This is a genomic window from Streptomyces sp. NPDC046465 (assembly GCF_040646035.1).
GTDB lineage: Bacteria > Actinomycetota > Actinomycetes > Streptomycetales > Streptomycetaceae > Streptomyces.
The window spans coordinates 193537-207566 of the sequence record NZ_JBEYZK010000003.1 but is presented as its reverse complement, the minus strand read 5'-3'; the positions used below and the strand labels follow the sequence as shown (position 1 = coordinate 207566).

Below are 14030 nucleotides of genomic sequence, written 5' to 3'. Positions count from 1 at the left end.
CGCTACCAGCCGATGGACCGGTAGAAGGCGGCGTAGCGCCGGAACACGTCCTGCCCGACGGGCGGCCACGCGAGACCGGCCTCGGCCGCGAGCCGCTCGGCGCGCTCCCTGCCCACCGCCGCCGGGTCCTGCCGGAAGAGCTCCGCCAGGCTCTCCTTCACCCGCACTCCCCCGCCTCCGTCGGCGGCAGCGCCGTCGTCGTCGGTGGGCGGCGGGAGCAGCGCGAGCACTCGTACCAGGTCACTGTTGTCCGGCGACGCGGCGGACTGGCGTCGCACCTGCTCCCAGAACACCGGGTACGACACTTCGGTGAGGCGGAACACCTCCTGGAAGACGGCCATGAGGGCGTCGAAGCTCACGGCACGGGGCTGCACCTCGTGCAGCCATCCGCGCTCGCCCCGGCAGGCGGCGGCGACCACGAGCGCGCTGACGTGGTCCACCGGCGTGTAGTCGGTGACGATGGGGCTCGAGAACCACATCCGCGTCTGCAGACAGGCCTTGACGAGCAGGTCGTGCAGGCCCCAGCGGCTGGGGACGCCCGTCACGGAGTGCGGGGTGACTTCGCCGAAGCGGTGGACGGTGACGGGAAGTCCGCGCTCGGCGGCCTCGGCGAGCAGCCGCTCGGCGACCCACTTCGACTGGCTGTAGCCGTCGGCGGGCACCGCGCCGGCGGGCACGGGGCCCTCGGGGATGAACCCGGTGCCGTCCTGCCCGGTGGGGAACACTCCCAGGGTCGAGACGAAGTGCAGCTGCTTGGCGCGGTGGGTGGTAGCGAAGCGGAGGATCTCCAGTGTGCCGTGCACGTTGGCGCCGCGGTGGGCGTGGTAGCCGCGGGCCAGGTTGATCATGGCGCCGTTGTGGAGAACCGTGTCGACACGCTCGGCCAGCGTGGTGAACTCCCCCTCGTCGAGGCCGAGTCGAGGCAGCCGCAGGTCTCCAGGCACCCCTTCGATCCGGTCCGCGTGGGCCTCGTCCCAGAGCCGGTACTCGCGCAGGTTCGCGACGACCCGCTGCCGGGCGTTCGCCGCGTCGTCCACACGGACCAGGCAGTGCACGACCGCCTCGGTGTTCGCCAGCAGGTCGTGCAGCAGCTGACCGCCCACGAAGCCGGTGGCGCCGGTCAGCAGCACGTCGCAGGGGGGCGCGGGCGAGGTGACGACGCACGGCGGGACGATGTCCTCGGGCAACACCGCGTCGGCGTCGAGGAGTTCCCTGAGCTCGCGGGCCGCGGCCTCGTCGGCGGCGCCGTCCGGGGCCGGCTGGTGGGCGTCGTGTCCGGTCAGGAGGGCGACCTGCTGGGCCACGGTCGGGCGCTCGTACACGTCCCGTACCGACACGCGGGTGCCGAACCGCTCGCTCAGGGCGACGGCGAGGCGCTGGGCGCCGAGCGAGTCACCGCCCAGTTCGAAGAAGTCGGCGCCCGGGTCGACCTGCCCGACCGGCAGGAAGCCCAGCCAGGTGGCGCGCACGACGACCTCGACGGAGTCCGGGGCGTGCTCCGCCCCTGCCGCGGCGCCGGAGACGGTCGGCTCCGGCGACGCGGTCTGGTCCTGGCCGGAGTGGGCGAGCTGTTTGAGTGCCTTGCGGTCGGCCTTGCCGTTGGGGGTGAGCGGCATGGCGTCAAGGACGACGAAGCGGCGCGGTGTGAGCGCGGGCGGCAGGCTCGCGGCGGCGTGCTCCCTGAGCCGGGTGGCCCCGACTTCGGCGGAGCGCACGGTCACGAAGGCGACGAGCGCCCGGCTTTCGCCCTCCTCGTGCACGATCACCTTGGCCTCCCGCACCTGCGGGTGGCTCAGCAGCCCCGCCTCGACCTCCGAGAGCTCGATGCGCACGCCGCCGATCTTGACCTGGTGGTCGAGGCGCCCGACGAACTGCAGGAGCCCGTCCGGCCGCCGGTAGCCGAGGTCACCGGTGCGGTACAGGCGGTCGCCCGGGATCTCCGGGAAGGGGTTGGGCACGAACACGGCCGCGGTCTTGCGGGGGTCCTTCACGTATCCGAGGCCGAGGCACTCGCCGCCGATCCAGATCTCGCCGGTCTCCCCGTTCCCGACGGGCTCCGCGCGGTCGTTCACGATCACCGCGTAGGTGTTGTCAATGGGGCGGCCGATCGGCATGGGGTCGCGGTCGGCGTCGCTCACGGTGTGGAAGACGCTGCCGATCGACGCCTCGGTCGGGCCGTAGGTGTTGATGATGGCCACGTCCGGCAGGTAGGACCGGAAGGTGCGGACCGCGTCCGCCGTCATCTCCTCGCCGCCGATGAGCAGGCGGCGCAGGGAGCCGAGGCGGTGGATGAGTCCGGGCTCCGTGGTGAGCAGCTCCACCAGCGTGTTGAAGATCGAGGGGACGAAGTCGGTGGTGGTGACGGCGTGCCGGTGGATGACGTCCACGGTCGCCTCGAGGTCGAGGATGCCCGAGCGTTCGGGTATCACGACCTGGCTGCCCGTGGTGAGGGGCCACAGCAACTGCCAGAGCGACGAGTCGAATTGGTGCCTGCTGTTCTGCAGCACCACCTCGTCGGTGCGGCTGCTGAGCCGGCGGCTCATGTAGGCGAAGCGGTTGAGCAGCCCCCGGTGGACGTTGAGCGTGCACTTGGGCAGGCCGGTGGAGCCGGAGGTGTAGAAGCCGTAGACGATGTCGTTCAGGGTGGCGGGGGGCACGGGCGGCGGCGCGGTGGCGGGCGCCGGGTCCGCGGGCCGCACCGGCAGTACGGGGACGGCGAGGGGCAGTCGGCGGCCACCCTCGGAGCTCAGTACCACCTTGGCGTCGAGCGTCTCGATCATCCGGACGAGGCGGTCCGCGGGGCCCGAGTCGTCGACCGGGACGAACGGCGCCGCGAGCTTCATCGCCGCGATCATCGCGAGGGGCAGCTCCGCTCCCCCGTCGACGAGGAGCGGGACGAAGTCGCCGCGGCCGACGCCGAGTTCGCCGAGCCGCCGGGCGAGAGCGTTGGCCCGCTCGTCGAGCTCCCGGTAGGAGAGCGTCAGCGAGCCGTGGGTGACGGCGGGCGCCTGCGGCGTCTCGGCCGCCCTGGCCTCGAAGAGCTGGAGAACGGTGCGGTCTCCCGGATCGTCGGCGGATGGCTCCGCAACGTCACTACGCGACCCGATTCGATACCGCTCGGTCATACCGGACGCCCCCTTGACGGGCCGCTTCGTGGGCGGCCTACTGTGCCCCGACTGTTCGGACTTGTTCGGGTGAACCCGAAGTTCCGAACCGGGAAAACGAATCGTGATTCCCCGAATATTCCGGAACAAGGTAAGGCCGCCGCAAGCAGCCGCGATACCGCTGGGTGATTACCACGTCCGTAATCATCGTAATTACAGATGTGGCTCCGTTGGCGACCCTTCCGTCGCAGGTTGAGTGAGCGTTGACGCGGCGAGAACGGGGATACTAATGTCACGGCTCGGTCCGTCATGGAATTCGGTACCCACTATGTCGACGCACGGCCCCGGGGGTAATACGCAGATGGATTTGAATCAACTCAAGGGCCTGCGCGTGGGCCTGTTCACCTCCGGCGGGCTTTCCTGCACCGCCGTCGCCGCGTGGCTGGCGGAGAACGATGTCGACGTGACGTGCTACGTCGCCGACATCGGCCAGCAGGCGCCGCTGCCCGCCGGTGAACTCGCCGCGCGCCTCTCCCAGTACGGCCTGAAGTCCAAGGTCGTCGACCTCCGTGCCGAGATGGCCGGCACCGCGCTCGACCTCGTGACGTACCAGGCGACCTACGAGGGCGGCTACTGGAACACCACGGGCGCCTCGCGCGCGGTCCTGGTCGGTGGGCTCGGACCGGTGCTGCGCGCCGACGGGTGCGACGTACTCGCCCACGGGTGCGTGGGCGGCGGCAACGACCAGTCCAGGTTCGCCCGTTACGCGGCACGCTTCACGCCCGACCTCACGGTGTTCACGCCGTGGACCGAGGCGTGGATGCTGGAGCGGTTCCCGACCCGCGCGCACATGAGCACGTACCTGTCCGGCCTGGGCTATGCCAAGGAGCTCACGGACTGGGTGGCGTACTCGGTCGACGGCGGGCTCGCCGGCTTCTCGCACGAGAGCGACGCCCTGGAGTCACTGACCACCGCGCCCGCGTCGGTGGAGCCGCTGATGACGGTGTGGCCGCAGGACGCGGCCGCCGAGCCCGAGACGTTCACCGTCCGCTTCGAGGGCGGTCGCCCCGTCGCGGTGGACGGCGCGGCGGTCACCCCGCTCGAAGCGATGCTGCGGGCCAACGCCCTCGGCGGCCGGCACGGGATATCGCTGCGCACCGTGGTCGAGAACCGGGTGAACGGGACCAAGTGCCGGGGCGTGTACGAGGCGCCGGGCCTCGACGTGCTCGGCCCGTGCCTCGACGCGCTGTACCAGGCGTGCCTCGACAAGCCCTCGACCGCGCTGCTGCGCCAACTGTCCGCCACGCTCGGCACCGCCGTGTACGAGGGGCGCTTCCACGACGCGTCCGGACGGGCGGCGGCGGGCGGCGTCGACCTGCTCGCGGCCGGTGTGAGCGGCACCGTGGAGGCGACGCTGTACCGCGGGAACGTCCAGGTCCAGCGGTTGCTCGACCTCGCGGACGCGCCGGGAACGGCCCGCCAGACGCGCTTCACGCACGGCGGCCACCACTGGATCACGCAGGCGGGCTAGTCCCGGACGTCGTCGGCCGTCACCGGCTGAACCGCACGGAAAGGCCGGGGGCGGGGAGTTCATCTCCCCGCCCCCGGCCTTCTGCATTCTCCGGCCCCCTACTGGGATGACTGCGATGACCGGGATTACTGGGACCAGGCCGTCGGCGTACGGTCCCAGCGGTGCCGGCGCAGCTCGGCGTACAGCTCGGCCGACAGCGGCTCCGCCCCGCTCACACCGAGGTTCGCCGCGACGTGGCGGATGCTGCGCATGCCCGGGATCACGGTGCTCACCGCCGGGTGCTGCAGGATGAACCGCAGCGCCAGCTCGGGCATGGTCATGTCCGCGGGCACCGCCTCCTTGAGCCGGTCCGCGTGGTCGACGCTCGCGTGCAGGTTCTCCGGCACGAAGTACGAGCTGCGCCAGTCGTCCTCGGGCCAGGTCGTCTCGTGCGTGAGGGTCCCGGTCAGGGTGCCCTCGTCGAAGGGGACCCGGGCGATGACGGCGATGTCCCGCTCCTGGCAGGCGGCGAACAGCTCGTCCTCGGGCGCCTGGTCGAAGATGTTGTAGATCACCTGGACCGAGTCGACGAGCCCGGTGTCGAGCGTCTTCAGGACGTTGGTCGGCTCCCAGCGGTTGACGCTGATGCCCACGCCCTTGACGACGCCCTCGTCCTTCAGCCGGCGGATGGGGTCCTGCCAGCTCCGGTCGTCGGCCCAGCCGTCCTCCCACACGTGGAACTGCAGCAGGTCGATCGATTCCGTACCGAGCCCCTCAAGGCTCTTGCGGGTGTATTCGAGGATGTGGTCCTCAGGAAATACATCGGCGAGCCTTGAGTTCCGCGTCGACGGCCACTTGCGGTCCTTCGGCGGAATCTTCGTGGCGACGTAGAGCTGTTCTCCCGCATGCTTCTCGAGTAGCTGTCCGAGCAATTCTTCACTGTGGCCTCGCCCGTAAATCCAGGCGGTGTCGAAGAAGTTGCAGCCTCCCCGAATGCTCTCCTCGAGCGCCTCCTGGCCCGTGGCGTCGTCGGCACCGGACCAGCCGCCCTCACCTCCGGCTATTCCCCACATTCCATAGCCGACTTCGCTGACCTGCCACCCGAGCCTGCCGAAGCGTCGGTACTCCACGTTCCAACCTCGTTTCCGCTTGTCACTGATCCGCTTGTCACTGATCCGCTTGTCACTGATCCGCTTGTCACTGATCCGCTAGTCACTGATTCGCTGGCGCATTCACGTCAGTCGGTCTCGCGCACGATGGCGGACAGGGCCCGCACCATCAGCTCCCCCATCCTCGGCGCGAGTGCCCCCGACGCCTGTGCGGGGTCCACCCGGATGCTCAGCTCGTAGGTCTTCCGCTGCGGAAGCCGGTTCACCTCGACGAGCAGCGGGAAGTTCGTGCGGTCGGCGAAGATCCACCGGTCGGTGCTGATGCGGCGCAGCGAGTCGACCTTGTCGAAGACATGGAAGTCCGTGTAATTGAACATCGCCTCGAAGGGGGCGTGGCCCAGGTCCTTCTGGATCCGGGCCAGCGGATATCCCCGGTGGGCCAGGTGCTCGCGCTCCGCGTCGAACGCGGCCTGGACCAGCGCCGTCCAGTTGCCGTGCTCCAGACGTACGCGCACCGGCAGCACGTTGAGGAACACACCCAGCACCAGGTCCGACCCCTCCGACTCCGGGCGGCCGTTCCCGCACAGCCCGGTCACCACGTCCTCGGCCCCGCAGAGCTCGCCCATCGACCAGAGGTGGGCGGCAAGGAAGACGCTCTTGGCCGGTACTCCCAGGGCGGCCGAGAACCGCTGCACCCGCGCCGCGAGCTCGTCGGGCAACTCCTGTACCAGCTCGGCGCCTTCGGGCTCGTCCACGGCAGTGACCGCCGGCAGGTACAGCGGTTCCATGCCCTTCAGGAGCTCGCCCCAGTACGTACGGGACGCGGTGTCCTGGGTGGCGCTCTGCTCGGCCGCCACGAAGTCCCGGTAGCGGACCTGCGGCATCGGTTCGAGTCCCGGCCCTTCGTACCCGAGCCGCCGCTCGTACTCGACAAGCACTTCGGTCGCGAGGCGGGCGAAGCTCCAGCCGTCGAGCAGAATGTGATGCACCGACAGGGAGAGGTGGAAGGAGTCCTGGGAGAGGACGCCCACGTGGACGCGGAGCAGCGGGGCCTCCGTCTCGTCGAAGGCGGTCGCGGATTCCCGCTCCCACCAGTCGTCCAGGGCCTTCCGCTGCTCCTCGTCGGTGAGTCCGCTCAGGTCCTGGGTCTCCAGGGGGACCGTGGCCGTGCCGTGGACCAGTTGCAGGGGCTCGCGGAACTCGGCGAGGTCGAAGGAGGTGCGGAGCATCTCGTGCCGGTCGACGAGCGCCGCCACCGCGTCCCGCAGCGCCCCCTCGTCCCACGGGCCGCTCACGCGTACCCGGGTCAGATCGTGGTAGAGCGCCGGGTCGTCGCTGAGCTCGCAGTGGTACAGGATGCCCAGCTGGAGCGAGGAGAGCGGGTAGGCGGCCACCACGCCCGCGGGCACGAGCGCCGGGTCGAGGTCGGCGAGCGTCGTCGTGAGCGCGGCGCCCGTAGACGCCCGTTCCGCGACGGGCTCGTCGGCGATCCCCGCGGCCTCACGGGCGAGTTCACCGAGCGTGGGGTGGAGGAACACCTCTTCCACGCTGATGTCGAGGCCCGCCGAGCGTGCCTCCGCCACCAGGCGGATCGCCGTGATCGAGTCCCCGCCGAGGGAGAAGAAGTTGTCGTCCGCCGCGATGGAGTCACGCCCCAGCACCTGCGACCACACGCCGCGCAGCCGCTCGATGCCCGGCCCTGTGCCCGGCCCTTCTCCCGTCGGCATCCCCCGCACATCTGTGTCCGTCATGTCCTCGCCCCTCCCCTTGCGTCGCACAGGGCCGCGTCGGGCCGTGCGACTGCCTCTGAAATCACCGCTGTCCAGCGGTCGAGCAGGTCTTCCACCGTGCCGCGCGCGAAGAGGTCGGTGCTGTACTCGACGGTGGCCACCATCTCCCCGGCCACCTCCTCGATCTCCAGTGTGAGATCGAACTTCGCGCTGCCGTTGTGCAGCGGCACGGGCGTCGCCCGCAGTCCCGTGAGGCGGGCCTCGGGGCGGCGCGGCCCCTGGTAAGCGAGGGCCGCCTGGACGAGCGGTGGCACGGACAGCACCCGTTCGGTGACGAGTTCCTGCACGAGCCGGTCGAAGGGGACGTACTCGTGCTCGATGGCATCGAGCACCTGCCCGTGCGCGAGGCGCAGCGCGTCGCGGAAGGAGCGGGTTTCCCGGAAGTCGAGCCGCAGGACGACCGTGTTCACGAAGAATCCGACGACGTCCTCGAAGTCCGGCCCCGGCCGTCCCGCCGCGGGTGAGCCGATCAACAGGTCGTCCTGCCCGCAGAGTTCACGCAGCGCGGCACCGAGCGCGGTCAGGACCACGCAGTACGGGGTGGTGCCCTCCTCGCGCGCGAGCCGGGTGACCGCGGTGAGGAGACCGTTGGGGGTGGTGCGCGAGAGGCGGTGGCCTCGGTAGCTCATGGCCTTGGGCCGTGGGTGGTCGGCCGGGAGGTCAAGGACCGTGGGTGCTCCGCGCAGCCGTTCCACCACGTGCTTGACGAGGGCGTCCGCAGCGGAGGAGCCATCCGGGTCGGCTTGCGTGCGGATGAAGTCGCGGTACGCGGTGGAGTGTTCTTGCCACGGAGACGTGCCGCCGGCCAGTCGCGCCGCGTAGGCCGCCGCCAGGTCCCGGTCGACGACGTCACTGCTCACCCCGTCCGAGACGATGTGGTGGGTGACCACGACGAGGAGGTGGTCGTCGGGCGCCACCCTGATGAGCGCGGTGCGCAGCAGCGGGGCGCTCGCCAGGTCGAACGGCTGCCGCGCGAGCTGCTCGGCCCGTACGAGCGGGGCGGCCGCACCCTGTCCGCCCGCGCTCAGGTCGATGACCTGCAACGGCACCGTCACGCCCTGGGCGATCTCGGCCGTCAGCCGGCCGTCCCTGAAGTGGAAGGAGGTCCGCAGGCGCTCGTGCCGCTCGACGACATCCGCCAGGGCGAGCCGGAGTGCGGCGACATCGAGGGGCCCGCGCAACCGCAGCGCGCTCGGCACGTTGTACGCGGTGCCCGCCGCCTGCCTGAACTGTCCGAGGATCCACAGGCGTTGCTCGCCGGGCGAGACCGCGTCCGCGGGGGCGGTTTCCCGTGCCATGGACGGTACGGGCGTGCCGCCTCGGACGAGTACGGCGAGCTCCTTGACCGTGCCGGCCGCCAGGAACTCCCGTGCGGTCACACGTGTCCCGTACTCCTGCGCCATCCGGCCGAGCACCCGGGCCATGTGCAGGGAGTCGCCACCGAGCCCGATGAACTCGTCGGTCCGCCCCACGCGGCGGACGCCGAGCACCTCGCTCCACAGGGCCGCGAGCCGTTCCTCGTCCGGCCCCTCGGGGCGGACGTAGGGGCTGTGGCGCTCCTCCGGTGCGGGCGCGGGCAGGGCCTTGCGGTCCAGCTTTCCCTGGGCGGTGACCGGCAGGGCGGGCAGGGCGACGTACGCCGAGGGGACCGCGTAGTCGGGCAGGGATTGGACGGCGAGGGCGCGCAGCCGCTGCGGATCGGCGTCCCCGACTATGTAGGCGACGAGCTGGGTGTGTCCGGACTCGGGGGTCACGGCCACCACGGCGCACTCCCGTACCAGGAGATCCTGTGCGAGCGCCGCTTCCGCCTCGGCCGGCTCGACGCGGTGGCCGCGGATCTTCACCTGGTGGTCGTCGCGGCCCAGGAACTCGATCGCGCCGTCCGCGTCCCTGCGTGCCAGGTCGCCGGTGCGGTACAGCCGGTCGCCGGGGTTCCCGGCGAACGGGTCCGGGACGAAGCGCCGCGCGGTGAGGTCGGCCCGTCCCTGGTAACCACGCGCCACCGCGCGGCCGCCGATGTACAGCTCGCCGGTCTCACCGGGACGGCAGGGCGCCATCTCGTGGTCGAGGACGTACGCCTGGACGCCGTCGAGTGCGGTGCCGATGGGCAGCGTGCTGCCGGGCGGAAGCGGGGCGCGGTCCGGGTAGACCGCGGCGGTGGCCGTGATCGTGGTCTCGGTGAGTCCGTAGGCGTTGATCACCGGCACGGCGCTGTGCCGGCGCCAGGCGGCGAGGGTGCGGGTGTGCGTGGTGTCGCTGCCGACGACGAGGAGCCGCAGGCCCGGCGGCAGGGGGCGGGGCGTCCGTTCGAGGTCGGCGCACCACTGGGCCCAGTACGGCGTCGGGAGGTTGGCGACCGTCACCTGGTGCGTACGGAGGAAGTCCTCCAGCGCGGCGGGCGGCAGCGCGGTGTCGTCCAGGACGACGAGGGTGCCGCCCGCGGCGAGGGTCGGGTAGACCTCCTCGCCGAGCACGTCGAACCCGGGGTTGGTGAACTGGAGCACCCGGTCCGCCCTGGACAGCCCGAAGAGGGCACGGACGGCCTGTGCGTGGTTGGCGAGGGACCGGTGCTCGACGGCCACGGGCTTGGGAAGGCCGGTGGAACCGGAGGTGTGGATGAGATAGGCGAGGCGTCGCGGGTCGTCGCGTACACCGCTGTCCGCCCCGACGCCCGTCACCACGCTGTCCGCCCCGACGCCCGTCACCACGCTGTCTGCCCCGACGCCCGCGCTGCCGTCCGTCGCGGCGCGCACGTCGAGCACGGGCAGGTCCCCGGCCACGGCCGCGACGTCGGCGTCCGGCACGCGGCGGCCGTCGGTGAGCAGCAGCCGTGCCCCGGCGGACCGCAGCAGATACCGGGTGCGGTCCGCGGGGAGCCCGGGGTCGAGCGGCAGGTAGGCGGCGCCCGCCTTGGCCGCGGCGAGCAGCGCCGTGATGAGTTCCGGGCCGCGCGGCATCCGGACAGCGACCACCGGCTCCCCGGCAGGGCCCTCGTCCACCGCGTCGGCGCACCGCGCGCGCACCTGCCATGCCAGCGCTTCGGCGCGCTCGTCCAGTTGCCGGTAACTCACCGAGGCGGCGCCGTGGACCACGGCCACGGCGTCCGGCGCGGTGGCGGCCTGGGCCTCGAAGAGCTGGTGGACCAGCGGTTGCGCGTACGTCACTGGGTGTGCTCGCTCCATCGCCTGTCGGGCCGCCGCGTTCCGTCGGCCGCGCACTGCCCGACCAGGTCGCGTACGCGGCCGAAGACCTGCCGCGCCTGGTCCGCGTGCAGATAGAAGTGGTCGCCGGGGAAGGAGAGCTGCTGGAACTCTCCCGTGGTGTACTCCTGCCAGCCCTGGACGTCCGCCGCCGTGGCGGAGGAGTCGTCGGCGCCCGACATGACGGTGACGGGGGCGCCGATCCTCGTCCGGGCGCGCGGCCGGTAGTTCTCGCCGATCGTCAGGTCGGCGCGCATCACCGGCAGGATCAGGGGCAGCAGCTCCGGATCGGCGAGCACTTCCTCCTTGCTGCCGCCCAGTTCGCGCATGGCGGCGACCAGCGTCGCGTCGGGGACGTCGGAGCGCATCGCGATGGTGCGGGACGGCACGGAGGGGGCCGGAGCCCCGGACACGATGAGGTGGGCGGGCCGGATGCCGTACGTCCGCTCCAGTTCCACCGCCACCTCGAACGCCACCAAGGCGCCCATGCTGTGCCCGAAGAGGACCAGCGGCAGATCCGTGAACGCCTGGAGGCGCGCCGCTATGTCGTGCGCCAGGGGCTCGCACCGGGTATGGGCCGGTTCCGTGAACCGTCCGGCGCGGCCCGGGTACTGCACCGCGCGCAGCTCCATGTCCGGGCCCGCCCACGTCGACCACTGCCGGTAGGCACTGGCCGCTCCCCCGGCGTGCGGGAAGGCGATCAGCCGGGCACGGGCCTGCGGCAGCCGCTCGCCGGAGAGCCACCGGTCCACAGTGGTGTCCGTGGTCATCGGGACTGCGCCGACGAGAGCACGGCCCCGGCCGCCATGTCCTGGCGCAGGCTCAGCGGCCGCAGGTCGGTCCAGACCTCGGCGATGTGCTCCAGGCACCGCGCCTCCGGTCCGCTGACCCCCATGTCGCGCCAGCCCGCGGGCACTTCGCGGCCCAGCGGCCAGATGGAGTACTGCTCCTCGTCGTTGGCGACCACGCGGTACTGGAGCTCGCTCTCCTGCTCCGCGGCCTCGGGCTGTACGGATGCGGCCATGGACGTCTCCTCGGTTGTCGGTCATGTTCTGGTTCGGCGGTGCTCGGTCATGGCGTGCCAGTCGGAGCGGTCAGCAGTTCCAGGTCGTCCCTGCCGGACAGCCGCAGCCGCCCTGCCTCGCGGAACAGCCCGGCGGGCGCCCCCATGCGGACGGTCTCCGTGCGGGCGAGACGGTAGTGCCGCTGCACCGGCAGCTCGGCGGTCAGACCGCGCACCCCGCACACGTGCACGGCGGTCGCCGTGACCTCGGCCGCCGCGTCGGCGGCCAGCGCAAGCGCGTCCACCGCGGCGCGTTCGGCGGTCCTGTCCTCGTCCGCGAGCTCGCCCGCCCTGCGCACGGCAAGACGCACCGTCTCCAGGCGGGTCGCCGCGCGCGCCAGCGCGAAGGAGACGCCCTGGAAGTCGTGGAGCACGGAGCCGAACTGCTCGCGGCGCAGCGTGTGCGCGCGGGCCGCGGCGTGCGCGCCCTCGGCCAGGCCGAGCAGGTAGGCGGCCTGGCGGATGCGGGCGCGGGCCGTCAGCTCCGCCCACTGCGCCGGTGACGGGCGGCCGAGCGCGCTGGTGTGCGGGACGAACACGTCGACGGTGGCGTCCGCGCCGCTGACTGCCGCCGCATCCGTGGGGAGCTCCGTGGGGAGCAGGGCCGGAACCAGGCCGTCCGGCGTCTCCAGGAGCAGCAGTCGGTGCGTGGTGTCCGGCTCGTGCGTGGTGTCGACGGGGCGGAGCGAGACGGTCCAGCCCCCGTCGGCCGACTGCGCCGCGAGCCGCCCCGCCGCCCCGAACACGTCGGCGGTCACGGTCAGTTCACCCGCGCTCAAGCCCTGCAGTACGGCCTCGTGCGCGCCGTCAGCGCAGAGCCCCGCCACGTCGGCGGTGAGTGCTGTGGCGCGGTACGGGCCGCTCAGGGCGGCGCGTCCGAGTTCCTCGCACACCACCAGGGAGCCGGGCAGTCCGAGGCCGAGCCCGCCCGCGTCCGCGGGCACCTCGAATCCGGGCGCGCCGATCTCGGCAAGCGCGGGCCAGCTCGGGCAGGACGTGCCGTCCACCGCCGGGGGGCCGTGGACGGCGTCGGCCCCGAGCTTGCGCTCCGCCGCCGAGGCGAAGCGGGTACGGATCGCCTGCCTCAGGTGGCGAGTCAGGGTGTCCTCGGCCGCTTCGGATGCGGCTCCCGTACCGCCGCCTTCGCCCGCGGCGACGATCTGGAGCATCATCTCGGAGGTCCCCGCCGAGAAGGTCAGACCGGGCGCTTCCCGGTACGCGGCCTCCAGGGACGGCGACGCGGCGGACGGCGGGAGCGTGTTCGCCCAGGCGGCCACCTCCCGGGCCAGTTCACTGGTGACGTACTTGGCCACGGCCGCGCTGGTGGTGTCGGCCTCGTCGAGTCCGAGGTCGAGCTGCCCGAGCACCCACCAGGTGTGCAGCCGCGCGGCCTCGACCTCGGCGCCGAAGCGGCCGCCGCGCTCCAGCTCCGCCGCTTCGAGGCCACCGGCCACGACGGCCGCGTACCACGACTCGGCCTTGAGCGAGTAGTCGAGACCGGTGCGCTCCACGGCGAGCGCCTGGGTGAGCAGCTGCCATCCCTGGCCGACCTCGCCGACGACATCGGCGGCGGGCACGCGTACCTCGTCGAGCACCACCCGGTGGAACTGTTCGTCGGCGATCCCCGCGATGGTCTCCCTGCGCACGCCCGGGGCGTCCATGGCGACCATGAAGAGGGTGATGCCCTGGTAGCGCCCGTCGGCGGCGCCGGTCCGCGCGGCGCACAGGGCGACATCGGTGATGTCGCTCTTGAGGTTGTACGCCTTCACTCCGCTGATGACGAAGTCGTCGCCGTCGCGTACCGCCGTGGTGCGCAGCCCGGCGAGGTCGGATCCGGCCTCCGGCTCCGTGTACAGCACGCTCGCGAAGCTCCGCCCCTCGCCGACAGCGGGCAGGTAACGCGCCTTGAGCTGCTCGGACCCGGCGTGCAGCAGGAACATCCCGACGATCTGCACGGTGTTGACGTGCAGCGTGTCCGGCACGCCCGCGCGGGCGAGTTCCTCGGCGACGATCGAGGCCTCGGTCAGCGTGGCGCCCTGGCCCCCGTACTCCTCGGGCCAGTTGGCGGCAAGCAGCCGACGGCGGCCGAGCGCCCGGTACAGCGGGCGGATGTCCGGCTCCCGGCCGGTGTCGGCCAGGAGCCGGTCCAGCTCAGCACGGATGTCCCCGGCGCCGAGCTCCTCGCGTACGCGGCCGCGGAACGCTTCCTGGTCCGGAGTGAAGCCGAAGTGCATGTCGCTGGTCTCTTCTCGCT

General features: G+C 72.0%; 8 protein-coding genes. 1 reads left to right on the top strand and 7 read right to left on the bottom strand.

What is annotated here, in order from left to right:
- Positions 1-2: 2 nt before the first annotated feature.
- A complete protein-coding gene (locus ABZ953_RS06205) occupies positions 3-3125 on the bottom strand; it encodes a non-ribosomal peptide synthetase (protein ID WP_361717522.1) in 3123 nt (1040 codons plus the stop codon).
- 340 nt (positions 3126-3465) lie between these two features.
- Here ABZ953_RS06205 and ABZ953_RS06200 point away from each other — a divergent pair, with 340 nt between their 5' ends.
- Positions 3466-4635, top strand: coding sequence for an argininosuccinate synthase domain-containing protein (locus ABZ953_RS06200; RefSeq protein ID WP_361717519.1), 1170 nt, complete (start codon positions 3466-3468; stop codon positions 4633-4635).
- Positions 4636-4760: 125 nt separating this feature from the next.
- On the opposite strand, the gene ABZ953_RS06195 is transcribed toward ABZ953_RS06200, so the two are convergent.
- The 6 genes from ABZ953_RS06195 to ABZ953_RS06170 form a co-directional block, all read right to left on the bottom strand.
- Positions 4761-5744 (bottom strand): aldo/keto reductase, encoded by a 984-nt coding sequence (locus ABZ953_RS06195; protein WP_361717516.1) that lies wholly within the window; start codon positions 5742-5744, stop codon positions 4761-4763.
- Positions 5745-5851: 107 nt separating this feature from the next.
- On the bottom strand, positions 5852-7474 hold the full coding sequence (locus tag ABZ953_RS06190; protein WP_361717513.1) for a condensation domain-containing protein: 1623 nt from the start codon (positions 7472-7474) through the stop codon (positions 5852-5854).
- Complete coding sequence (locus ABZ953_RS06185) at positions 7471-10677, bottom strand: amino acid adenylation domain-containing protein (protein ID WP_361717510.1); 3207 nt, start codon at positions 10675-10677, stop codon at positions 7471-7473. Before ABZ953_RS06185 ends, ABZ953_RS06190 begins: the two co-directional genes overlap by 4 nt.
- Complete coding sequence (locus tag ABZ953_RS06180) at positions 10674-11483, bottom strand: alpha/beta fold hydrolase (protein WP_361717506.1); 810 nt, start codon at positions 11481-11483, stop codon at positions 10674-10676. The genes ABZ953_RS06185 and ABZ953_RS06180 overlap by 4 nt, the downstream gene beginning before the upstream one ends.
- Positions 11480-11737 carry an MbtH family NRPS accessory protein gene (locus ABZ953_RS06175; protein WP_361717503.1) on the bottom strand — a complete coding sequence of 86 codons (258 nt, stop codon included), beginning with the start codon at positions 11735-11737 and terminating at the stop codon, positions 11480-11482. The genes ABZ953_RS06180 and ABZ953_RS06175 overlap by 4 nt, the downstream gene beginning before the upstream one ends.
- A 47-nt stretch (positions 11738-11784) precedes the next feature.
- The gene (locus ABZ953_RS06170) at positions 11785-14010 is read right to left on the bottom strand and encodes an acyl-CoA dehydrogenase family protein (protein ID WP_361717500.1); all 2226 of its coding nucleotides are present in this window, start codon (positions 14008-14010) and stop codon (positions 11785-11787) included.
- Positions 14011-14030 lie beyond the last annotated feature (20 nt).

Excerpts from the sequence above, each read along its gene's own strand:
- ABZ953_RS06200 (WP_361717519.1), top strand. The coding sequence starts at position 3,466 with ATGGATTTGAATCAACTCAAGGGCCTGCGCGTGGGCCTGTTCACCTCC.
- ABZ953_RS06175 (WP_361717503.1), bottom strand. The coding sequence starts at position 11,737 with ATGGCCGCATCCGTACAGCCCGAGGCCGCGGAGCAGGAGAGCGAGCTC.
- ABZ953_RS06180 (WP_361717506.1), bottom strand. The coding sequence starts at position 11,483 with ATGACCACGGACACCACTGTGGACCGGTGGCTCTCCGGCGAGCGGCTG.
- ABZ953_RS06190 (WP_361717513.1), bottom strand. The coding sequence starts at position 7,474 with ATGACGGACACAGATGTGCGGGGGATGCCGACGGGAGAAGGGCCGGGC.
- ABZ953_RS06170 (WP_361717500.1), bottom strand. The coding sequence starts at position 14,010 with ATGCACTTCGGCTTCACTCCGGACCAGGAAGCGTTCCGCGGCCGCGTA.
- ABZ953_RS06205 (WP_361717522.1), bottom strand. The coding sequence starts at position 3,125 with ATGACCGAGCGGTATCGAATCGGGTCGCGTAGTGACGTTGCGGAGCCA.